The 22,324-nt window shown below is 65.7% G+C and carries 23 protein-coding genes; 6 read left to right on the forward strand and 17 right to left on the reverse strand.

Translation table 11 applies throughout. From position 1 onward, the window contains the following. Positions 1–47 precede the first annotated feature (47 nt). Positions 48–2,228, reverse strand: a complete 2,181-nt coding sequence (locus DV709_RS15545; RefSeq protein WP_117595372.1) for a heavy metal translocating P-type ATPase — start codon at positions 2,226–2,228, stop codon at positions 48–50. A 206-nt stretch (positions 2,229–2,434) separates the two neighbouring features. Here DV709_RS15545 and DV709_RS15550 point away from each other — a divergent pair, with 206 nt between their 5' ends. Continuing rightward, positions 2,435–3,019, forward strand: a complete 585-nt coding sequence (locus DV709_RS15550) for a hypothetical protein (RefSeq protein WP_198665745.1) — start codon at positions 2,435–2,437, stop codon at positions 3,017–3,019. A gap of 21 nt (positions 3,020–3,040) precedes the next feature. Here the strand turns inward: DV709_RS15550 and DV709_RS15555 are convergent, their stop codons facing one another. Both DV709_RS15555 and DV709_RS15560 read right to left on the reverse strand, forming a co-directional pair. Further along, a complete protein-coding gene (locus DV709_RS15555) occupies positions 3,041–3,526 on the reverse strand; it encodes a metal-dependent transcriptional regulator (RefSeq protein ID WP_117595373.1) in 486 nt (161 codons plus the stop codon). A 149-nt stretch (positions 3,527–3,675) separates the two neighbouring features. Then, positions 3,676–4,080, reverse strand: a complete 405-nt coding sequence (locus DV709_RS15560; RefSeq protein WP_117595374.1) for a MoaD/ThiS family protein — start codon at positions 4,078–4,080, stop codon at positions 3,676–3,678. An 89-nt stretch (positions 4,081–4,169) separates the two neighbouring features. Here DV709_RS15560 and DV709_RS15565 point away from each other — a divergent pair, with 89 nt between their 5' ends. Beyond that, positions 4,170–4,475, forward strand: coding sequence for a CGCGG family putative rSAM-modified RiPP protein (locus tag DV709_RS15565; protein WP_117595614.1), 306 nt, complete (start codon positions 4,170–4,172; stop codon positions 4,473–4,475). Positions 4,476–4,495: 20 nt separating this feature from the next. On the opposite strand, the gene DV709_RS15570 is transcribed toward DV709_RS15565, so the two are convergent. Together DV709_RS15570 and DV709_RS15575 are read right to left on the reverse strand one after the other, a co-directional pair. Then, positions 4,496–5,875 (reverse strand): hypothetical protein, encoded by a 1,380-nt coding sequence (locus DV709_RS15570; RefSeq protein ID WP_232819770.1) that lies wholly within the window; start codon positions 5,873–5,875, stop codon positions 4,496–4,498. Between the two features lie 109 nt (positions 5,876–5,984). Further along, positions 5,985–6,641: a helix-turn-helix domain-containing protein gene (locus DV709_RS15575; RefSeq protein ID WP_117595375.1), complete on the reverse strand. Its 657-nt coding sequence runs from the start codon at positions 6,639–6,641 to the stop codon at positions 5,985–5,987. 98 nt (positions 6,642–6,739) lie between these two features. Between DV709_RS15575 and DV709_RS15580 the strand changes: the two genes are divergently transcribed. The 3 genes from DV709_RS15580 (at position 6,740) to DV709_RS15590 (ending at position 8,025) form a co-directional block, all read left to right on the forward strand. Then, positions 6,740–7,066, forward strand: coding sequence for a DUF2249 domain-containing protein (locus DV709_RS15580; RefSeq protein WP_117595376.1), 327 nt, complete (start codon positions 6,740–6,742; stop codon positions 7,064–7,066). A gap of 32 nt (positions 7,067–7,098) precedes the next feature. After that, positions 7,099–7,335, forward strand: coding sequence for a DUF2249 domain-containing protein (locus DV709_RS15585; RefSeq protein ID WP_117595377.1), 237 nt, complete (start codon positions 7,099–7,101; stop codon positions 7,333–7,335). 150 nt (positions 7,336–7,485) lie between these two features. Then, positions 7,486–8,025: a DUF2249 domain-containing protein gene (locus tag DV709_RS15590; protein ID WP_117595378.1), complete on the forward strand. Its 540-nt coding sequence runs from the start codon at positions 7,486–7,488 to the stop codon at positions 8,023–8,025. A gap of 69 nt (positions 8,026–8,094) precedes the next feature. Here the strand turns inward: DV709_RS15590 and nirK are convergent, their stop codons facing one another. Then, positions 8,095–9,183 carry a copper-containing nitrite reductase gene (gene nirK, locus DV709_RS15595; RefSeq protein WP_117595379.1) on the reverse strand — a complete coding sequence of 363 codons (1,089 nt, stop codon included), beginning with the start codon at positions 9,181–9,183 and terminating at the stop codon, positions 8,095–8,097. Between the two features lie 116 nt (positions 9,184–9,299). Between nirK and DV709_RS15600 the strand changes: the two genes are divergently transcribed. After that, complete coding sequence (locus DV709_RS15600) at positions 9,300–10,307, forward strand: halocyanin domain-containing protein (protein WP_117595380.1); 1,008 nt, start codon at positions 9,300–9,302, stop codon at positions 10,305–10,307. Between the two features lie 96 nt (positions 10,308–10,403). Here DV709_RS15600 and DV709_RS15605 read toward each other — a convergent pair whose 3' ends face one another. The 11 genes from DV709_RS15605 to DV709_RS15655 are packed head-to-tail and all read right to left on the reverse strand — an operon-like array spanning position 10,404 to position 22,169. Then, positions 10,404–11,705, reverse strand: coding sequence for a P-loop NTPase (locus tag DV709_RS15605; RefSeq protein ID WP_117595381.1), 1,302 nt, complete (start codon positions 11,703–11,705; stop codon positions 10,404–10,406). 1 nt (position 11,706) lies between these two features. Then, positions 11,707–12,567: a HEAT repeat domain-containing protein gene (locus DV709_RS15610; protein ID WP_117595382.1), complete on the reverse strand. Its 861-nt coding sequence runs from the start codon at positions 12,565–12,567 to the stop codon at positions 11,707–11,709. After that, a complete protein-coding gene (locus DV709_RS15615; protein WP_117595383.1) occupies positions 12,564–13,526 on the reverse strand; it encodes a phosphate ABC transporter permease in 963 nt (320 codons plus the stop codon). The genes DV709_RS15610 and DV709_RS15615 overlap by 4 nt, the downstream gene beginning before the upstream one ends. Next, on the reverse strand, positions 13,523–14,263 hold the full coding sequence (locus tag DV709_RS15620) for a molecular chaperone TorD family protein (protein ID WP_394338697.1): 741 nt from the start codon (positions 14,261–14,263) through the stop codon (positions 13,523–13,525). The genes DV709_RS15615 and DV709_RS15620 overlap by 4 nt, the downstream gene beginning before the upstream one ends. A 2-nt stretch (positions 14,264–14,265) precedes the next feature. Beyond that, entirely contained in the window at positions 14,266–15,084 is an 819-nt protein-coding gene (locus DV709_RS15625; protein ID WP_117595384.1) for an ethylbenzene dehydrogenase-related protein, read from the reverse strand. Positions 15,085–15,144: 60 nt separating this feature from the next. After that, entirely contained in the window at positions 15,145–16,194 is a 1,050-nt protein-coding gene (gene narH, locus DV709_RS15630; RefSeq protein ID WP_117595385.1) for a nitrate reductase subunit beta, read from the reverse strand. Then, on the reverse strand, positions 16,191–19,223 hold the full coding sequence (locus DV709_RS15635) for a nitrate reductase subunit alpha (protein WP_117595386.1): 3,033 nt from the start codon (positions 19,221–19,223) through the stop codon (positions 16,191–16,193). Before DV709_RS15635 ends, narH begins: the two co-directional genes overlap by 4 nt. Beyond that, positions 19,220–19,417: a hypothetical protein gene (locus DV709_RS15640; protein ID WP_117595387.1), complete on the reverse strand. Its 198-nt coding sequence runs from the start codon at positions 19,415–19,417 to the stop codon at positions 19,220–19,222. Before DV709_RS15640 ends, DV709_RS15635 begins: the two co-directional genes overlap by 4 nt. Then, complete coding sequence (locus DV709_RS15645; RefSeq protein ID WP_117595388.1) at positions 19,410–20,858, reverse strand: cytochrome b; 1,449 nt, start codon at positions 20,856–20,858, stop codon at positions 19,410–19,412. The genes DV709_RS15640 and DV709_RS15645 overlap by 8 nt, the downstream gene beginning before the upstream one ends. Position 20,859: 1 nt before the next feature. Beyond that, entirely contained in the window at positions 20,860–21,594 is a 735-nt protein-coding gene (locus DV709_RS15650; RefSeq protein ID WP_117595389.1) for a QcrA and Rieske domain-containing protein, read from the reverse strand. Further along, a complete protein-coding gene (locus DV709_RS15655; RefSeq protein WP_117595390.1) occupies positions 21,594–22,169 on the reverse strand; it encodes a hypothetical protein in 576 nt (191 codons plus the stop codon). Before DV709_RS15655 ends, DV709_RS15650 begins: the two co-directional genes overlap by 1 nt. Positions 22,170–22,324 lie beyond the last annotated feature (155 nt).

A 22,324-nucleotide genomic window follows, 5' to 3' on the forward strand; every position in this document is an offset into this window, starting at 1 on the left:
CCGGCGACCTCGAACCACCCGCGTACGATTGGTTCGCCCCCGGCCAATCACTCCCGGTAGCCGAGCAGGCGAAGCCCGTTCAGCGAGACGAGGACGGTCGAACCCTCGTGGCCGACGACTGCGAGCGGGAGAGGGATGCCCCGGAGGAGGATCGTGGAAACCATCAGTGCGATTGCACCGAAGGCGATGGCGAGGTTGACGACGAGCGTCCGGCGGGTCTTTCGCCCCAAACCGAGGACGTACGGAATCTTGCTGAGGTCGTCGCCCATCAACACGACGTCGGCGGTTTCGAGCGCGACGTCGGTCCCCGCTCCGCCCATCGCGATACCGAGCGTTGCCGTGGCGAGCGCGGGCGCGTCGTTGACGCCGTCGCCGACCATCGCCACGTTCTCGTACCGCGCGACCAGGTCCTCGATAGTTGCCACTTTCTCCTCTGGAAGCAGTTCAGCCTGTACCTCGTCGATACCGACTTCGTCGGCGATTCGTCGCGCGACGCGCTCGTTGTCGCCCGTCAGCATGACGACGTGCTCCACCCCGAGCGAGCGGAGATTGGCGATCATCTCCGCAGCATCGGGGCGGACCGTGTCGGTGAAGGCGAGCCACCCCAACACGGCGACGTCGTCATCGTCCTCCCGGGCGACGAGAACGCTCGTTTTTCCCTCTGCTTCCAGCGTTCGAAGTCGCTCCAAGCCCGGTTCGAGACCGTCGACTGCTGTGTCTCCGAGCACGGTCTCGAAGTAACTACGGTTCCCGATGTGGACGGTTCCGTCCTCGACGTCGGCTCGGACTCCTTTCCCGGCAACTGACTGAAACCGCCGTGCGGCGGGGACGCCGAGTGATCGATCTTCTGCTGCCGTCACTGTCGCGCGAGCGAGGTGATGCTCCGAACGGGCTTGCACTGCGGCCGCGAGCGAGAGCAGACCGTCGTCGGTGAGCGCCCCGTCTGCTACGTCGCCACGGACGGAGACATCGGTCAACTGCGTATCGCCCCGCGTGAGCGTCCCGGTCTTGTCGAACGCGACTGCGTCGATGCTCGCCGCCGTCTCGACGTGTTCGCCGCCCTTGAACAGAACTCCCTGTTTGCCGCCGGATGCGATCGCCGAGAGGACCGCCGCCGGCGTCGAGATGATGACCGCGCACGGCGAGGCGGCGACCATGAGGGTCATCGCCCGGTAGAACGTGCTAGTGAACTCGTCGCCGAGTGCGAGCGGAATCCCGATCGCTGCGACTGTGAGGGCGAACACACCGAGGACGTACGGTTGTTCGAGGCGGTCGATGAGTCGCTGGGTGGGGGCCTTCTCGCTCTGTGCGCGCTCGACCATGTGGATGAGGCGGGTGATAGCCGATTCGTGGGCCCGTCGCGTGACCTCGATTTCGAGGCTCCCGCTCTCGTTTATCGTCCCGCCGAACACCTCGTCGCCGGGTGCCTTCGGTACGGGCACCGACTCGCCGGTGAGCGAGGCTTGGTCGACAGTCCCTTCACCGGCCGCAACGACGCCGTCGAGCGGGATTCGATCACCGGGACGGACGACGAACACGTCTCCGATATCCACCTCGTCGATTGGGACGGTGACCTCCTCACCATCACGCAGGAGTTGTGCCTCGTCCGGCCGCATCTCGACGAGGGATTTGATCGCGCGGCGGGAGCGCCCGATGGCGTAGTGTTGTAACGTGTTCGACAGCGAGAAGAGGAAAAGGAGCATCGCCCCCTCGAATGGTGCCCCTATCGAAAGCGCCCCGAGCGCGGCAACAATCATCAACAGGTCGATATCGACTGCGCGGTGGCGGAGCGTCTCGATTGCGCCTTCGAGTCCGTACCATCCGCCGAAGACGTACGCAACGCCGTACCCGACCCACATAAGGAGCGGCGGGCCGTTGAGCCACCCCGTCACAAAGCCGGTTACCATGCCGACGAGCGTCAGGCCGACGAACACTGCCTCCCGTCTGAGTTCTGAGCGAGTGCCTACGTCGTCCGTCGGTGTCTCGGAATCATCTCGGAGCGAGACGTCACGGTCACGGACTGCTTGTCTAAGTGCTTGCTCGGAAGTGATGCTCCCGTCGTAGGTAATCTGTGCGCTCCCTTTTCGGAACGATACGTCGACATCACGGACACCAGGTATGTCCTGGAGGTGTCGTTCGAGTGTCCGCGCACCCGCTTTGCCACGACCACCTCGTCGTTCAATCTGGAGAGTACACGTCGATAGCGAGGATGGCTCAGTGACGGTCACGTATTCGACACCTAGAACTGTGTGAATTTGACGGTTTTGATATGGTACCGAGTCGCAACCTTATCTAGACCGGTGGAGCGTTCGAGACTTTCGAGTTCAGCTTACGTTCCCCGTCGTCGAGGATTTCATCCACCTCGTCCCACGAGTGCACACGAACGCGTTCGCCACAACCTACACCTCCGTTTAACGCCGAGAGACGGACACAGATGCCAGGATTTTCCTCGTCCTTCTGGGGGAACGGTGACGACGAACTGTTCGACGATTACGACGACTTCGTTCCGGAACACATCCCCGTTCCGGGGGCGTTTCTCGGCGGCCATCGGGTGCTCGAAGACGACGAACACGTGGCGTTTCACCGCGTGACGCGGGATCTGTTCGACGAACGGGGCGTCTACGATATGACGTTCGGCTACAACCTCGCGCAGTTGAATCTCGACGCCCGCCACCCGGACTCGGGGTATCGCTACGCGGCCGACGCCGACGACCCGACCGTCCTTCTGGCGGAGTTCACGCCGACAACGCCATTTTGCCCGCAGAGCGACACCTTGACCAAGGGCTCGTTCCGCGCGTGGAACGATTTGCTCGACCGCCACGACTACGACCTCGTCCGCGTGCGCGTCGACGAGATGCATCACCGCCACGACGAGATCAACGCTCAACTCGAGTATCTCGAAACGAAGTTCCTCGAGACGGGCAGCGTTACGCACGTCCCACCTGACGAGGGATTCGGATACGGATCCGGTGCGAGCGACGACTCGGAGCGGGGGCGAGGTTCGCAGTCGCCGTTCTGAACAGACCCATTTTAGCTCCGGTCAGCAAAATCGGGCAGCGAGGTGACACGCGTCTACACCGCCTGCGACGGATTGGCAGGCGTGAGGACACGGAGTGCGAACGCGGGCGTTCAGCCGCTCGATACCCGCTATCGGGAGCGCGTACGCGAGGTCGTAAGCGACGTCCGATTCCAGCGGAGCTCCGGTTTCGCGACAGAAGAACGTCTCTACGACGCACTGCCGCCACGCGAGTCTCTGCGCAAGCCGTTCGCCGCGCTCGGTCAACTCGACGCCGTCGTACCGTTCGTATCGCACGAACCCCGCATCGGTGAGTTTCGCGAACATCTCCGTGACGCTCGCCGGAGCGACGCCGAGGCGGCAGCTCACGTCTCCGGTTCGGACCCGACCATCCGTCGCTGTCGTCGCCCAGTAGATCGCCACGAGATACCGCCCAGTACCTCTCTCAACCGCGGCAGTGGAACTCTCGAACGTCTCCTGTCGTCCGGTCTCGGCCGATGCTGGTTGCATCGAGTAGAGCAGAGAGGCGAATCGTCGAAAGTCCCGTCCCGAACCGGTTCGGGGTCGATTTCGGCCGTTCCGAGGCGGACGTTTGTCCGGGTCGGACTCGGCCCGTACGAAACGCCAACACGCTCGATTCCCACGCACACCGCAGAAGCTCAACAGCAGAATATGAACGGATACATGAGCGCGACCCGGTCACCGTCCGACAGTTCTGTGTCCAACCCGTCTAGGTGCTCGTTGAACCGACCGTTTACGCAGACGCGAGCGAACGCCCGCGTCTGCTCGCCCTCGGGGTTCTTCCGCCAGGCTCCGGGGAGTTTTTCGGGCGGTTTGGCCCACCCGTGAGCCGTCGCGTCCGCTACCGTCTCTGCGATCAGCATCTCCTCCACGTCGTACTCCTCGAAGAGCGCCGCGAGGAACTCTCGGAGCGTCTCCCCCTCGAACGTGTACTCGAAGGACGGCTCCCCGATAGCGGTACGCACGTGTCCGGTCGGTCGAACGTGAACGGTCGTCAGACGCTGTCTCCCGAGTGAACCACTCTCGGCTGCTTGCTTGCTCATGAGAGATAGTAGAGCGTTCAACGCCGAGAAGGATGCCCCGAACGTGTTCGGCGAATCTCTCTCTACGACTGGCGTCGTACTCGAAACTGATGACATCAGTCACTCACGACGAGGTCGAACCCATCACGGACCGCGTCCACCACAACTCGTGGTCGGCGAACCTCGAGAAGCCGCAGCACGCCGCCGACCGCGAACTCGTGGTCGCTCAGGCGAAGGACGCAGTCGAGCATACGGCCTCGGACCACCACGTGAATCTGGTGACGCATGGCGACCACGGGCATCCGGAGACGTACCTGTTCGCGGAACTGGAAGCTGCGTTTGGAGACGACGCGACGTGGGAGTACGTCGAGCAGTGCGGGTGCGGCGGGCACGTGACGCGCGTCCACGTCCAGTAGGCCGTCCGAGTTCCGACTACTCACCGCGAGTCGGAGGCTCCCGACTCCGGTGTCGCTGCCGACTCCACCATCTCCTGGTCGGCACCCTCTGACGGAACGAACACGCCAACGAGCGAGTTCGGTGCGTGGTTTTTCACGACGCGAGCGAGGTTCGCCGCGAACAATCCAAACCCGACCAGTGCAACTGTGCCGCCGGCGACGACGACAGTAGACGGCAGACCGAGCGGTGCATCGAGCGCGACGACGGCGCTCCCGAACAGAATCGTCCAGAAGTCGGCAGCTGCGATGCGGTGGTCGTAGAGGTCGTCTATCATTGGCACTTTTTCGAACCCGAGACGGTCGCTGTACCGGTGGACCCAGACGATGAACGGGACGATGTGGTACAGCGAACCCATGACGACGAATCCGATTACGCCGACGAGGAGCAGATGAGACGCGCCTTCGGGTCCGAAGAGAGCCGCGGGGGACACCGGATTCCGAAGCCACGTCGGGACGGTGACGAGAGCCCACAGCGCCATCGCGGCGGCGACGACGGCGTACCGAGAGAGCATAGGCGTCCGTTCGACCCTCGTCTCGTAGAGCCGTCGTCCGAGGATGACGCCGAACGAGAGAATCCCGGCCAGCACGAGCGCCGCTCCCGCGCGAGCGACGCCGAGGTTCCCGAACAGCCGCCCCGTCGCGAGTAGCAACACGCCGAGAGGGTAGCCGGTCTCCTCGAAACGACGGAGGTAGTGGTCGACGCCGCGGAGCTCCGTCTGCGTGAACATCGTGCCGAGTTGGTAGAGCGCGCCGAGGACAGTCGTCAGCACGGCGCCGAATACCGCGAGCGTAGCGTGGGCAGCGAGCAGTTGCGAGTGGGTAACGCCGGCGATCGGAAGAATCGGCGTGGCAAAGTTGAGCGCGAGCAGCAAGCCGGCGGCCGTGACGAGGACGAAAAAGCCGAGCGCGAGCGCGAAGTGGCGCTCGGTCACGTCGAGACTCTCGACCGTGGCGAGCGTCCGACCCAGATTGTAGACGAACGTCCAGAAGCCGCAGAGCATGAGGAACCCAAAGACGGGCAGAACGGAGACCCGAGAGGAGACGAACGCGCCGGCGACTCCGAGAACGCCCGCGGTGACGAGCCACAGTTGCGCCGAAGCGAGGCGCCGAGAGTAAAGCGGGACGTTCGACCAGACGGGGACGAACTGCGTCATCGCACCCATTATCGTGACGCACACCCACCCGGCGAGCAACAGGTGAACGTGCGCGAGTCTGACGAGTCCGAGGGGGACGCCCGCGGCGGCCGACACGCCGGCCAGACCGCCGAGAAGGAGCAACGCAAGCCCCACGAGGAAGTGTCGAAGCGGAATCGTCATCGGCGGCTGTTGGTCGGTGTCGATGGTTCCCGGAACGACGCTCATACTACGCGGATACGAAACCGGGCACCCTCCAGTTAGTCGCGAATATGTTCGGAGATGCTCTCGAACGCGTGACGACGGGTGTTCTCCTCGCTCGTACTCTCTCGGGTCGTCAGGCGGCGTCCGACGGCGCGTTCCACTGGGGAATCCTCTCGGCGAACTGTTTGATGACTTTCTCCTCGGCGCGATGGAGCGACTCGCTGACCGTCGATTTCGCGGCTCCGACTTCCTCGGCGAGTTCGGTGAGGGTGCAGGTGCGGGGCGTGTCGTAGTACCCGTTCCGGAGCGCGGCGACCAGCAGTTCTCGCTGTCGCTCGGTCAGAAGCTGTTCCGAGTCGACCGACTCGTAGAGGTAGACGACGTCGAACGACATGCCGAACTGTTCGAACTGCGTGCGTAGCATCGACAGCTGTTCGTGCGGTGCGACCACCTCGAGCGTAGCCCGCCCCGCTTCGATGTCGATGGGTAGCTCGAACGGGAGTCCAACCTCTCGCAGCGAGAGGAGCAAGAGCGGCTGCGTCGTCGAGAACTGCACGAGGACCGATCGCTCGGTGCTCTCGAGCGGTTCGATATCGGTGACGCCGTCCAACGACTCCATCTCTCGGATAGTTCCCGCGAGGTCGGAGCCGACCACTTCGAGTAGACCGACTCCGCTCTCGTCGCCGGGGAGCGCGGCGAGAACCCGGAACGTCGTCTCGGGGAGGTCGCGCGAAAGGTCGCTGATCCAGACACCGTCCGGGAGTTTGACGTCGAGTTTTGCTCGGGGCATGGAGTGAATATGTTCGGACGTAGTCGCGACTACTACAAGAGTTCTTCCCGAACTTGTTCGGGAAAAGGCTCGGGGCCGTTCGCCGTGTCCGAGAGAGTATGAACGGGAAATCCGGTTGGCTCGACCCGCTCAGCGACACGAGTGCTCCACTCGACGGACCGTACGAGGTGCTCGACGTTCGGGAACTCGGACCGCCTCACCCGCTCAAGCAAACACTCGAACGTCTCGCGGAACTGGACGGCGACATCGTACTCGTACAGGTCAACGACCGCGCCCCGCAACACCTGTTTCCGAGGCTTCGGAAGCGCGGATACGAGTTCGTCACCGTCGACGACGGAGACGCCGTCGTGACTGCGATCTGGCGTCTCCCCGCGGAGTCGGACTCCGCTCCAGTTCGGACGGTATCCGAACATAATCGGCACTAACGCTACCGGCTAGCATCTGATACTCGCAGGTGATGAGTACAGATACTCCGGCCGACGCGACCCGACGACTCGACGTGCGAACCATCGACGGTGAACCGTTCAGCGACATCATGAGTGCGCTCTCCGGTCTCGACGACGACGAGACTCTCCTCTTGGTCAACAGCTTCGAGCCGAAGCCGCTCTACGTAGTCTTGAAAAACAAGGGGTTCGACTACGAATCGAATCAGATTGGACCCGAGGAGTGGCACGTCAGAATCACACGGACGTGAGGCGGAACCCCACGATTTCACCCGTGGGTGACTGACACGGGCGAACTGACGGTTGCGAGTTCCCCTCGATGCCGAACTACGCGTAGTGAATCGGAAACCGAACGGGTTCGGGGAAACCTACGTTCTTCGAACCAACGTAGTCGGGGTCGCATGACGACACTCGACGTTCGTGACGTGCCGCCGGCCGAGCGCCACCCGAAGATTCTGCACGCGTTTGCCGCGCTCGAACCCGGTGAGGCGCTCGAACTGGTGAACGACCACGAACCGAAGCCGCTGTTTTACGAGATGCAGGCCGAGGTGGCGGAGTTCGACGCCGCCGGCTACGAATCGGAACAACGAAGCCCGGAGGAGTGGGTCGCCCGGTTCCCGAAGAAGCCCGCGACCCGGGTTCGCTCGCTCGACGAGTTGGAGAGCACCCCGCACGCGAACGTCTTTCCGGGCGAGGAGCCGAAGACGGTCCGGCTCCGTCTCGCCGCGGGCGAGCGCGTGCCGGCGCACAGCCATCCCGACCGCCAGATCGTCGTCTACCTCGTCTCCGGTCGCTTGGCTCTGGATCTCGACGAGGAGACGCTCGGACTCGAACCGGGTGACGTCGTTCGGTTCGACGGCGACCGCGAGGTGTCACCGCGCGCGGTGACCGACTCCACCGCCCTGCTCGTGCTCGCTACGCGGAGTTCCGAAGACGGCTGAGCTCAACCGCGAGCCCGGGAGAAAACACGGGTTTCGAACGGGTTCGACGCCGGAGCGTGCGGTCTCGCCTCACTCCTCGGGGTCGAACAGTTCGTCGTTCGCCGGACCCTCCGCGCTGAGTACCGCGAGCGCACCCTTTCGAGCCACCCGCGAGAGCGCGTGGTCGACGAGCTTGTAGTCGCCGGGCACCGGGAACTGAGCCGTAACCACGGCGGCGCTGCCGGCCAGAACGGGCGTCGTCTGAACGTAGCGCTGCGGTTCTGAGGCGAGTGCGCCCTGCGCGTACACCTCGTCCCAGACGCCGCCGATGGCGTGGAAACTGCTGAAGAGGTTCGGTCCGCCGACGGCGTAGTAGATGCGTACCGTCTCGTCGGTGCGAACGCGCATCTCGTCGTAGTTCTGCGGGCCGATGGCCTGCTTCTCGCCGTTGATGAGGACGTACGTCGGATTTTCGGCGGCCATCTTCTCGAAGTCGAACTCGTGGTGGCCCTCGTCACCGGCGGTCCCGTTCGTGTACACCTCCATCTGTCCGAGGTAGAACTCCCGGTCGACCTCGGGCAGCCCCTCCTCGGGTTCGACGAGGATCAGGCCGAACATCCCCGACGAGATGTGGTAATCGACGTTCGCCACGGCGCAGTGGTAGACGAACGCACCCGGGAAGGTCACCTTGAACCGCAGGTGCTTCTCCTCGCCGGGGTTGACCGTCGTCGCCTCCGCCCCGCCGCCCGGACCGCGGACGGCGTGGAAGTCGACGTTGTGCGCCATCGTGCTGCTCTCGTGGTTTCGGACGGTTAGCTCGACCGTGTCGCCGACGCGCGTCCGGATGAACGGGCCGGGGACCTGGTCGTTGAACGTCATGTACGTGAACGTGACGCCGGGTTCGATCTCCGCGACGACCTCCCGAGTCTCCAGTTCCACGGGTATCGTCGCCGGCTCCGACCGAGTGATCGGCTTCGGGACGTCCCGCGGGTCGGCGGCGACGCGGTCGACGTCGACTGGCTTCGCGGCCCCGAGTGACGGCTCGTCGATACCGACGTCGAGCGGCCCCGATACCTGCAAGTCGTTCGTCGGCGAGCCGACGGTACAACCCGCGAGTGCGCCGGCGGTACCGACGGCCATCCCTTGCAATACGCGGCGTCGAGTGGTGGTGTACGTCATCGTTTTTGCTCCGGTATATCAGGCTTCGAGTCGGATTTCTATATAAAAAGAGGCTGATTCCCACTCACCGAGAATTGGATAGTTTATTTAACTTGTTACGGCGGCTCTCTCCATCTATGACCACAAGTGCAGCGAATCAGACTCCCGCTTGCAGCCGACGGACGCTCCTTCGGGCCGGCGCCGGAGTGACGCTCGGAGCCGCCGCCCTCGGCGCGGTCTCGGAACCGGCGAGAGCCGCGAGCGACCCCGACGAGTTCGAGGCGTGGTTCGAAAACGTCGACAACTACGACGGAATCGTCGACGAGCGGGGCAACTCCACCGTCACGGTCACCGTCGGAGCGCCGGGCAACGGCGGTGACTTCGCGTACGAACCCGCGGCCGTGCGCGTCGACCCCGGAGCGACGGTGGTCTGGGAGTGGACCGGAGCGGGCGGCGTCCACAACGTGCTCGCCGAGGACGACGCCTACGAGAGCGAGATGCTCGACGAGGCGGGCGCGACGTTCGAGCAGACGTTCGACAACGAGGGAATCAGCCGCTACTCGTGTCTCCCGCACGTGTCGATGGGGATGAAAGGCGCCGTCGTCGTCGGCGGCGTCGGCGCCGGCGACGCGCCGCCGGAGGTCGACTACGGAGACTGGTTCGACCGTGTCGATAACTTCGACGGGACGGTCGATATGACCGGCCAGGACGCGGTTCGTATCGCGGTCGGGGCGGCGGGCAACGGCGGTAACTTCGCGTTCGAGCCGGCGGCGGTCCGCATCGACCCCGGGACGACGGTCGTCTGGGAGTGGACAGGGGAAGGCGACGCACACAGCCTCGCGTCCGTCGACGGAAACTTCGAGGCCGACCTGGTGGAGGCGGCGGGGTCGACGTTCGCGCTCCGATTCGACGGCGTCGGCATCAGCAAGTACACCTGTCCATCTCACGCCCCGGAGGCGATGCGCGGCGCCATCGTCGTCGGGGATCCGATGGCGGGCCTCGTCGACGTTCCGATGACGACCGCGCTCACAGGTGCCGGCATCCTCGGCGCTGCGCTCTCGCCGCTGGCGTTCGCGGCGTTTCTCGCACTTCGGGGAACTGGGGAGGACCCGTCAGAAGAGACGGTAAACTCGGACCGTCGGTAAGGGGTCGAAACCGTCGCGGACGAGCGACCGCTGTTTCTCGGACTCCTCCCCGTACTGCGACGGTTCCGCGGTAAATCGCGCCCGAACGGCCGCTCTCTACGGCCGCTGCGTCCGTGCCATCCACGTCTCCGGATTCTGTCGTTTCACCTGGAACGACTCCAGTTCGCCCTCCTCGCCGATCACCTTCTGCAGATACTCTCGCACTGGTGTCGGATCGCGGTCGCTGATGACGAAGAACTGTTCGCCGGTCTGCACGCCCTCGAACGCCTCTCTCACGCGCTCACGGCGTTTCTCCGGCGGCACACCGCGCAGATCGACGGCCCCCGTTGGCACGTCCACGGACCAGATCTCTTCGATTCGGTCCTGCACTGCGGTCCCCAACTCCCGCGCGTACTCGGTCACTCCATCCGGCGTCGGTCGCGGCGTCTCCTGCATCGTCGGCGTAAACGGAATCTCCGCGAGCACCGGCACCTCCAAGGCCGCTACTGGATCCGCACCCTCGAACAGCTCGTGGGGGTGGCCACACTCCTCGCAGACGAACTCGCCCATGTTCACGACGACGCCGAGCACCGGGACGTCGTTCTCCTCGAACAATTGGAGGGAGCGATGCGTATCGGATACAGCGGCGTGGAACGGCGTCGTAACGAAGACGACACCGTCGACGGGGACGTCCTGAAGCGTCGTGAGCGCGACGTCTCCGGTCCCCGGCGGTAGGTCCAGCACGACGGTGTCGGGCTCCGACCAAGCGGTCTCCTCGAATAGTTCCGAGAGGGCGTCGTGGGCCATCGCCCCGCGCCAGGCCAGCGGTGCGCTCGAAGACAACAGCCCGACGCTCATCACTTCGAGGCCGTCGGCGTCGACCGGAATCGGGTTGCCGTCCTCGTCGGAGTAGACCGGCCCACTGACCGACAGTAACTCCGGAACGTTCGGGCCGTGGATATCCGCGTCGAACAGCCCGACGTCTCGGCCGTCCGCTGCGAGGGCACAGGCCAGCGACGTTGCGACGGTCGTCTTGCCGACGCCGCCTTTCGCGCTGGCGACGGCGATTACGCGATCCGCAGTACCGATGCCGACCGCTCGGCCCTCCATCTCCGGCCGCGACTTGACGTGCTCGACGTGGGCGCGCGCGACGCCGGGCACGTCCGAGACCGCGCGCATCAACGTCTCTGTCACCGACTGGGCTTCCTGGGGCGGGAAGTCGCTCAGGTCGGCATCGATGGTGAGGTGGCCGTCGTGTGCCCGGATGTCGTCTATCAGGCCGGCCTCGAAGACGGTCACGTCGGCCTCCGGGTCGCGGACCTGCCGCAACGCAGTCTCGACCTCGTCCACGTCGATAGATGTGATTTCTTCGCTATCCTGGTCGTCCGTTTCGTCGGTGCGTTGGTCGTCCTGTGCCATGTTAGAGGTCCGGTCGCCGGTTGAGCCGGCTCTCGCCGGGCAGGTCCGCGCTGTCGTTCTCTATGCCGCCGGTGAACTGTCGCCGGAACTTGCCGGCGTCGATGTCCAGCGACCGCATCGCGGTGCTTCGGACGACCTTCGGTTCGTCCTCGTTGGCGGCTATCTCCTCCAGTCGCCGTTCCGCTCGCTCGTCGTCGACGCCGGCCAGCAGGTGGGCGGCCCACTCTCGCACTCGCTCGCTGTCGTCGTACGAGAGGTCGAGCAGCGTCTCTAACGTGTCCGCACCGTGAATCTTGAACAGAGAGATGGCCGCGTTCCGCCGAACGGCGTGGTGGTCGTCCTCGAGTAACGTTTCGAGGTGTTGCTCGTGGGCGATTCGGTCGATACGATCCAGCGCCACTGTCGCCTCCGCACGGACCCAGGGGTCCTCGTCAGCGAGGGCTTGTCGGGCGGCCCTTCCGGAGCGCTCGCTCACCTTCTCGCTCGCACCGTCGCCGCCGAGATTGCCGAGGGACTCGACGGCGAACTGCCTGACGTCGCTATCCTCGTCCGCGAGTCCGATCTCGACGAGCGCGTCCAAGACGCCCGTCGACGGTCGCTCCTCGCCCAGCGCGAGCGCCGCTCGTCGACGCTCGACGCGGTCGCCCGACGCCAGTTCCTCGATCAGTTCCGCGGCGGAGTGGTCGGCGACCGGCCCCAGATCCGTCGCCTGAAGTTCCCGCGGCGTCGCCTCGCCCAGCGTCACGTCCCTGCTCACCTCGATGTCCGCCAACCCACCGGGTTCCTCGCCGAAGCCCGGGCTCTGCTCCGGGTGGACGCGGGGATCCGTCGGACCGTCGGTCGCCTCGTCGGGGTCTCTCATTCCGGACCACCCTTCGCGTTCCACTCACGTGAATCCTCGCCGGCGAGCCGACCGGTCGAGGTGAGCGCCAGCGTCGCACCTAGCAGCACCGCCGTCGCTCGCGGCAGCGTCGCCGGGACGCCCGCGAGCAGGAGGAGCCCGGTACCCGTCGCCGAGCCGTACTCACGGCGGCGGAGCCCGCCGACCGCCGCGGCCGTCCCCCCACCGAGTGCGAGTGCGACGAACAGGTGAGGCACGTCGACGACGGCGAACCCCACCAGCAGGCCGCTCCCGACGGCGAACGGTCGCGTAACGCTCGCGTAGACGACGAGGGCGACCGCCAGACCCCCGGCGAGGAGCGCGACCCGGTCGCCCTCAGCACGGACGCCGAGGGCCGCGAGGCCACCGAGCGCGAGGAGCCCCCCGACCCCGCGGAACCCCGCCCCGAGCACGCCGGTGTTGCTCGCCAACGAGACGGCAATGCCGGCGATGACGAGCGCTCCGATGACGACTCGACGCCCCTCGCGATAGGTCGCGGGCCGGCCGAGGGCCCCGAACAACGCGAGGGCGCCGCCGAAGACGACGGCGGCGACCGCCGGCAGGGTCGCGCCCTCGCCGACCGTCGCCAACAGCCCGAACACGCCGGCGAAGAGGAATCCGACGCGGACTTCGTCCCGTCGGGTGGCCAGTGCGACCGCGACGAGGGCCACCGCGACGACGACGGGCGTCCCGTCGACCGCAAGCGAGTGGAGGGGCCCCGGGACGGCGAGCGGTCGAGCGGGTAAGTTCCGAACGACGCCGATGGTCGTCGCGAACGCGACCGTCCCAAGCGCTGCGACGCTGGCTGCGAGGACGAGACGGTCACGACCGACGGCACTACGCGGCCAGTCCCGGTTGCGGCTACTCTGCGAGTTTGTTCGTACGGTCGCTCCGGGCTCTTCGCCCGTGCTCGGCCGCTCGCTAGACGGTTCGTTGCTCACGTCCCTTCCTCCCGGTCGCCCACGTCGGCGGCCAAGTCGTCCACGTCGGCGGCCAAGTCGTCCACGTCGGCGGCGGTGAACCGGTCGAGAAAATCGCCGAGGCGGCCGTACAGGCCGGTCCCTGGCTCCGACCCGAGGGTCTCGACCACTCCCTCGGCGAACACCCGGAGGTGACGGTCGTGGAACTCAAGACGCGCGGCCGTGACAACGGGGTCGACGGCGGCTTCGCGGCGACAGAGATACCCCATGAACTCCAGTTCGAGTCGCAGGTGGTCGTGGTTGCGACGAACCTCCTGGTCGACCCTGCAGCCGAAGTACTCGTACGCCCGCGCCAGGTCGAGGTTGACGTCGTTCCAGGAGACGTTCGGCCGGTAGTCGGACTCGTACAGCGAGACGGGGGGTCCCTCGTTGTAGACGGTACCGTCCGTCTTGTCGACGACCTCCGAGTAGCCGACGACGAACAGGTCGTTGTACCGCGCCGAGAGGTCCGCCCGGTCCTCTTCGACGGTGAGGTCCGGCGGCTCGACGTCGAGAGCCGTCCGGTCGAGGAGCGCGGCGACCTCGGCGGTGACCGTCCCGTCGGAGAGCGCGGCGTACAACTCCTCGTCGGCCTCGGTGAACAGCCGCGCCAGCAGCGCGTAGATGGCCCCGCGAGCGCCGATGTCGACGTCGAGGTCGTCGGCCAGTTCGCCCGTCCGGGCGACGCCCCCGATTCGGTCGTCGTCGTCGGTCGCCACGGTCACTCACCCCTCGTTCGGCGGATTCCCTCGATGGTGACCAGCGTCGTGAAGACCATCCCGAGGCCGGCGACGAGCCAGAGAATCGTCTCGTACGGCGGCCCCTCTGGACCCGGCCCGAGCGCGAGATAGTACCACTCGCTGGTGGCTTTCGCGCCGGAGCGCTCCATGCTCGAACCGTTCCAGACGGCGACGGCGACGTCGACGTCCCGTTCGGTGGAGAAGGTCGTCCGGTCGTCACTGGAGTCGGTCAGCGGCCGCGACAGCACCACGTACCAGCGACCGTCGCGGTACGTCGCGTTGCTCTCTAAGTCGCTGTCGTCGAGGACCGTGGTCGTCCCCGGTCCCCCGGCCAGCAGTTCCTGGCTGACGTTCAGCCCGTTCCAGTACCAGACGTTGACCCGGTTGTCGGTGCTACCCATGGCGATCGGCGGCCGCGCGCTCTCGTTGACGGGCACCTGGACGGCGACCGCGTCGGCGAACTGGCGCACGTCGCCGGCGGCGGTATCCCGCGTCGGGTCGGCCCAGGACACGCGGAGGTACAGCCGTTCGTCGGTCCGCGCACTGGCGACGCGTACCTCGTCGACCGTACTCTCGTCACCGCCGGGGACGGCCGCACCGGAACTGCTGAGGGGCACGCCGGCGGACGGGGCTTGGGTCCATTCCTCGCCGTCGGCCGTGTCCAGCGTGGCTCCGTCGTCTACGTCCGCCACCGGGATCTCGTAGGCCGGCCGGGCCGACACCAGCGCCGGCGCGGCGAGCGTCGTAACCACGAGGCTGGCGGCGAGCAACGCCGCCAAGAGCGCCGGTCTACGTTCCATCTGCTCTCCCCCAGCACGGCGTCGCCGCCGTCAGACGCGTCTGCGGACTGTCGGACCCCATCAGTCGAACACCTCCAGTCGGTACTGGTCCGTGGTGTCGGTCGTCGTCAGCAGCTCCATGACCTCGCTCTCCTCGCCGCGCTCGACTTTCGCGCGCTCTCGCTCGATGGTGTTCAGTGCCTCGTGGACGTCGGGACCGAACAGCTCCTCGAGGTAGTTTCGCGGGATGCGCTCGGATTCGATGGACTCGCCGCTCTCGGAGTGCTGTGGCGGTGCGAACGGCGGGATGTAGTAGACGTTCGGTTCCGTGCGGTACTCGGGGTGGAGCCGCACGGCGACCTCGTGTTCGTTGACGAGCTTGTGGATCGGACCCTCCTCGTCGTCGAGGTAGCCGACCAGCCGGAGCTGGGGTGGGCAGTCCTCCGCACAGGACGGCGGCAGAACCTCGCCCTCCGGCCCCTCGCCCTCGATGCGCGGGTAGCAGAAGATGCACTTCTCGGAGGTCTTCTTCATCGCGTTGTAGTACACCTTTTTATAGGGGCACCCCTCGACGCAGTAGCGGTAACCGCGGCAGCGGTCCTGGTCGACGAGGACGATGCCGTCCTCCTCGCGCTTGTACAGCGCCGAGCGCGGACAGGCCTCGACGCAGGAGGGGTGGGTGCAGTGGTTGCAGATTCTGGGGAGGTAGAAGTAGTAGGAGTTGGGATACTCGCCGGCGCCCTCGTCCTCGTCGAAGTTCGGCCCCCAGTCGGGCTGTTCCATCGGCCGCAGGGGCTCGTCGCTCCCCTCGTACATCACCTGCTCGTGGTTGAACTCCCAGGCGCGGCCGTACGCCTCCTTGTCCTGCAACTCGCCGGGCGTGCGCTCCTCGCCGTCCTCGTCCCAGCCGCCGCCCATCTCCTCCCAGTCGCGCGGATAGCCCGAACCGGGCTTGGTCTCGACGTTGTTCCAGTACATGTACTCGCGGCCGCCGCCGTCGGTCCAGTTAGTCTTACAGGCGATGGTGCAGGTCTGACAGCCGATGCACTTGTTCAGGTCCATCACCATCGCGACCTGGTGGTCGATGCCGTCGGCGAGGCGGACGTCGGTGCCGTCGTCGGTCTGGCTCATCGGTCGTCACCTTCCGTCGGACCGGCGACGCCGTCGAGCTGACTGTCCGACTCGTTGGCTGTCGTGTTTCCGTCGCTGGTTTCGTTCTCGGTGCCGTCGTCTTCGCCGTCTGCGGCCGGTCTCTCGGACTCCTCGTCGGCGTTGGCGTCGGCGCTCTCTCCGATCCGTTCGATCTCGACGCGGACGTCGCTGTTGACGCCGGTCGGGCCCCAGTAGTTCGGGCGGAACGAGAGGTGTTCGCCGGTGTCTTCGGGATACTGGACGAGCTGGGTGGGTTTCATGTACATGGATACGAGCGAGTTGAAGTTGTTGCGGTCGGGGAACTGGAACCGCTCCCAGGCGAAGTACATCCGAGCCGTTCCGGGTTCGCCGCTCGGGTAGCGCTTGGCCTGAATCTCCAGTTCGCCGACGTCGTTGTACAGCCGAACGGTGTCTCCGTCCTGGATGTCCCGTTCGTCCATGTCCTCAGGGTTGAGGTAGACGACGGGTTCGCCGCGCTGGAGTCGGAGCATCTTCGTCGAGTCCCGCCAGGTCGAGTGGATCGACCACCGGCCGTGGGGCGTGTTGTACCGGAGGGGGTACTCCTCGCGGTCCTGCAGCGTCGGCGACTCCTTGTGGGTCGGGAGCTGCTCGCCGAGTTCGAGGAACCAGTCGTGGTCGACGTAGTACTGCTGGCGGCCCGTGAAGGTCGGCCAGGGCTGTTTGTCCTGGACGTACCGCTGCCAGGCGGTGAACGGTTCCCCTTCCTCGATATCCGAGGTCCAGTGCTCGCCGACCGAGAGGAAGCGCCGCGGTTGCTCGTCGATATCGTCGAACGTGATCTGCTCGTCGGTCCCCTCCGGGTTCGTCTCCTCGGAGTTCTCGAGGATGAACTCGCAGGCGGCCCGGTCCTCCGCGAGGGCGCCGTCCTCGCCCGTCAACCAGTCTCGGACGTAGTCGTCGTGGACCGACTGGAGGTTTATCTCGCGGTTCCGACCCCGGTCCTCGACTGGGCCGACGTTTCGGTCCGTGGCGACCTCCTGAATCTTCGCGGCCAGTTCGCGGAAGATCTGCCAGTCGGTCTTCGACTCGCCTAGCGGTTCGACCGCCGGCGTGAACGGATGGACGTAGCTGTGCATGTCCGTCATCGAGAGGTCGTGTTTCTCGTAGTGGCTAGCCGTCGGCAGGACGATGTCCGAGTACAGCGCCGAGGAGTCCATCCGGAAGTTGATGTCGACTATCAGGTCGAGTTTCGGCCACAGCTGCTCCTCGATGGCGACGTTGCCCTTGGACTGGTTGAAGTAGTTCCCCCGCCACATGAACAGGACGCTGGGGTCGGGGCGGGTGCCGTCGTCGCGCTCGGCAGGGTACACCGGCATCCACTCGCGGTCGATCGACTCTTGAATCATCTGGGCCGTTCTCTCGTCGACGTTCTCGAGGATGTCGCAGTGGAAGTACGTCCACAGCGTCGTCGGGACGGAACGGACGTCGCCGGTCGGATACGAGAGGTCCCGCCAGCCGCTGTACGTCCAGATCTTCTCCTGGCCGACGTAGTGGTCGAACCCGGTGCCCCGCCGGCCGAGGTTCCCCGTCAGCGTCACGAGCAACTGGATCGCGCGGTTACCCAGGTCGTTGTGGTACCAGTCGTTGACGCCTTTGCCGTGGATGATCTTCCCCCGCTCGACGGTCGCGAACTCGCGGGCGACCTCCTGGTGGGTCTGGCGGCCGACGCCGGTGATCTCGTTGACGCGCTCGGGCGTGTATTGGGCGAGTTCGTCCCGGAGGTTCTCCCAGACCGAGCGAACCGCCACTTGGCCGCCGCCAGCCGTCGAGACGGACGTGTCGACCGAGAGCTGCGGGTCGAAGTCGAGTTCGATGCTCGCCGTCTCGTCGTGCTGGCCGTCGCGGTTGCCCAGAGATGCCGGTGCGACCCGCAGAGTACCGCTCCCGTCCTGCATCACGAACACCTTCTCGGGGTCGTCGACTCCCCCGCCGAGGCCGGCGACCTCGCTGGCCCGCAGGAACTTGCCGGTGTCCTCTCTGACCAGCAACGGCATGTCGCTCTGTTCCTTCAGGTGGGCCTCGTCGTACAGTCCCTCCTCGACGATCGTTCGGGCCATACCCAGCGCCAGCGCGGGGTCGCTGCCGGGTTCGGGACTCAGCCAGTCGTCACAGTGAATCGCCGTCTGGGAGTAGTCCGTGAAGACGCCGACCCGTTTCGTGTCGTTGTAGGCTGCCTCGAGGAAGTACTTCGCGTCGGGGATGCGCGTGACGTTGATGTTCGAACCCCAGGCGATGATGTAGTCGGCGTGGTACCAGTCGGCACTCTCGGCGTTGTCCGTCTGAGTGCCCCACGTGATGGGTTCGCCCGGCGGCAGGTCGGAGTACCAGTCGTAGAACGACATCGTCACGCCGCCGAGCAGGTCGAGCAGTCGGCTCCCGGAGGCGAAGGAGACCGGACTCATCGCGGGAATCGGTGTGAAACCGTTGACGGCGTCGTACTCCCCCGCCCGAACCGTCTCCACCACCTTCTCGGCGATCTCCGTCAGCGCCTCGTCCCAGGAGATGCGTTCCCACTTGCCCTCGCCGCGCTCACCGGTACGCCGCAAGGGGTGAAGCACCCGGTGGTCGGCGTTGACGTAGTCGGAGTAGCAGGCGCCTTTCTGACACCCGCGCGGGTTGGGGTCCGGCGCGCTCTCGTCGAACTGGGGGTAGTCGCCGGCTTGCGACTCCCGCCAGACCTGGCCGTTGCGGACGTACACCTCCCACGAGCAGCTCCCGGTGCAGTTGACGCTGTGCGTCGAGCGGGCCGTCGAGTCCCAATCCCACCGCTCGCGGTAGAGGTCCTCCCAGTCGCGGTAAGGGTAGTCGCCGATCGGGTCGTCGACGACCTGGAGCGTATCCATCTCTCCGTGCTGGTCGGCGAGACCGACGCCGGTGATGCCCAGCGCCGCACCGAGGCCGATTCCCTTCAGGAAGTCACGGCGGGCCGTGTCGATGTCTGTGGTAGCCGATTCCGAGTCGTCGTGGAAGTCGTTACTGTTGCTCATTGTCGATCGATGATCACTGTCAGCAGTCCGAAGACGACGCCCAGCCCCGCGACGGTGAGGCCGGTCGCCGTCCCGCCGCCGACGTGGAGCCCGGCGCCGATCAGGGCGACCCCGAGTAGTTTGCTCACCCGATCCACCCACCGGTACTTGCGCTCGGACAGCGTTCGATTCCAGCCCCCGTGGTGGTCACTCATCGGTACCCTCTGGTCGGTTGCCGCCCTCGTCGGCGGTCGATGACATCTCGTCCGGTGCGTCGCCGGCTCCAGTTTCGACGCCACCCCGACCGCTGCCCCCGTCGCTAACGGCCGGGCCGCCGGCCCGTCCGTCGTCGCCGAAGCCGCCGAGGACGGCGTAGGTCGCGAGACCGGCGAGGACGGGACCGACGAGTAACATCGCCGTCAGGTACGGCCTGATCGCCGCCGTCGTCGACCCGACGAGGTCGGCGACGATGACGTCCATGCCGGCGATCGAAGCCAGCATCACGAAGACGACCCCCGTGATGCCGACTGCAGTGGGGAAGGGTCGCTCCAGGGGGTTGGCTCCGAAGTGAGTCGGCTCCGACTCGTAGTCGACGAACGGCCAGACGGCGACGGCGACGAACACCAGCCCGGGCAGAAAGAGCCCGCCGACGAACTCGGAACTGACGTGGACGCCGAACAGGTCGAAACTCATCCAGGCCGGTGTGAGCTTCAGGAAGCCGTACCCCCACATCAGGAACCAGTCGGGCATCACCAGAGAGGGCGTACTCGCCGGGTCGGTCGGGCCGTACTCCGCGATGTTGTGGACGGGGAGGAACCCGGCCAGCAACGACAGCACCGCCAACGTCAGGAAGAAGACGACGGCGCTGACCGCGGCCTGATTGGGTACCATCGGGAGCCCGACCACGACGCTATCGTCGTCCCGGTCGACGTGCTCGCGCCCGCTCACGTCCCCGTCACGCGGAGCCTCCGTGTGCTTCTGGCGTATCAGTATGGCGAAGTGCAAGCCGAGTAGCCCGGCGATCAGCAGGGGTATCACGAGCACGTGGAGGAAGAAGAGTCTGGGCACCGTCGCACTCGAGGGGAAATCACCCCCGAAGACGATCTGGCCGACGGATTCGCCGACCAACGGTATCGATATGGCGATGTTGTAGCCGATAGACACCGCGGTACTGGCGAACTCGTCGAAGGGTAGCGCGTAACCGGTGTAGGCCGCCCCCATCGAGAGGCCGGCGAGTCCGGTCCCGACGAGCCAGTTGATTTCGCGGGGGTTGCGATACGCGCCCGTGAAGAACACCCGTAACATGTGCAACCCGATGGAGGCGATGAACAGGTGGGCCGCCCAGTGGTGTATCCGCCTGATGAACATGCCGAAGGGCACGTCGTAGGTGATGTTGAGGACGCTGACGAACGCCTCGGGCATCTCCTCGCCCTGGAACTCGGCGACGCTCCCTTCGTACTCGACGTCCGTGGTACTCGGCTCGAAGAAGAAGCCGAGGAAGATGCCCGTCAGCACCAACAGCAGGAAACAGAAGGCGGCGACCTCCCCGAGCAGGTACGAATCCTCCGCGGGGAACGCCTTTCCGAGGAACGTCTGGGCCTCACCGAGACCGAGCCGGTCGTCGAACCAACCGTAGAGGCGGTCGAGTCGGTTCATCTCACTCCCCTCCCCCGGCTCCGACGGGTTCTTCGAAATCCCCGACGGCGATGAGTTCCCCGTCGCCCGAGATGGTGATCGGGAGCTGTGGGAGCGGGCGCGGCGGCGGGCCGCCGGTCACGTCGGCACCCGAGAGTGGGTCGAACCGGCCCGAGTGACACGGACAGACCAACGTATCGCCGTCGCGGTCGGCGACCATACAGCCTGCGTGCGTGCAGACCTTTGAGTAGGCGGCGTAGCCGCCGGCGGTGAACTCGAGTCTGGTCGTGCCGCCGTAGGCGTTCTCCGGAAACCGGACGAGTAGCGTCGGAGCCCGGTCGATGCCCGGTCGCGGCTCCGGAAAGACGGTCATATGTTCGCCCTCAGCCAGTCGCCCTTCCTCGATTCGTGTACCCTCGTCGTCGACGAGGGCGACGCCGTCGGAGTAGACCGGGCCGGTGTAGGAACGCTCGAAGACGCGGGTCAACCCCGCGAGTGGCGCGACGAGGCTGCCGATGGCGGCCAGGCCACCGATGGTCGCCAGCGCCTTCGCATAGTCCCGCCGTTCCATCGCCGCCCGATTGTTTCGCCAAAAGTCCTCGTAGATGCTCGGCGTTTCGGCCGGTTTCGACCCGGAACAGGGACAGCCGCCATCGGCGCTCCGTGCCGTATCGTCCCGGTCCGTCTCCGCGCCCCCCTCGGAGTCTGCCGTCGGAGACGGTCGTAGATCGCTTTCGTGTCTCGTGTGTTCGTCCATCAGTGATCCCTCCGCTCGGCCACTTCGACGTGCGGCATAAACCAGGCGTAGTAGGAGACGGTCAGACCCGTCAACGACATGAACATACCGAAGGTGTAGATGCCGAAGAACTGGGTCCGGGCCAACGTGAGGTACTCGCCGACGATCAACGCCGCGAAGGTGATGGTCAACACGGTGAGTCCGCCCATGGCGATCAGTCCCTCGGCGGCGTCGCTCGCCGGGTGGTACGCGACGATCCACCGGTCCTCGGTCTCGATCCAGGGCGCCGTGAGGCCGCTCCCGTCGGTTCGGGGCGCGTCCGCTTCGTCGGTGGGCCTCGCGGCGCGGTCCATGAATCGGTGGAAGAACGCCGTCACGCCGACGAGGCCGAAGAGCGCGACCCAGACGATCACCCCTACCTGACTCGGGGAGAGCTTGTTCGGGGTATCGACAAACCCGTCCAGCGGTCGAAACTCGCTGACGCTGTGGTCGATCTGAATCTCCTCCGACGGCGGTTCGCCCTGTAGCCCGACGAACCACATCGGAAGCAGGACGGCGAGGACGATGCCGATTACGACGATAGCTCGACGGTCCATGAATTAATTGTGATTTACTCAGTACGTTTACAAAATTTTGACGTGTTTATTCGGTCGCTTATTCCCTATGTCTTGGTATGACAAGGCACGGGTTATTAAATATTGTCCCCTACCTTCAGCTAACTCCGAAACTGCCTAATGCCTGCTTCACTGGC

It is taken from the genome of Haloprofundus halophilus, from assembly GCF_003439925.1.
Classification (GTDB): domain Archaea; phylum Halobacteriota; class Halobacteria; order Halobacteriales; family Haloferacaceae; genus Haloprofundus; species Haloprofundus halophilus.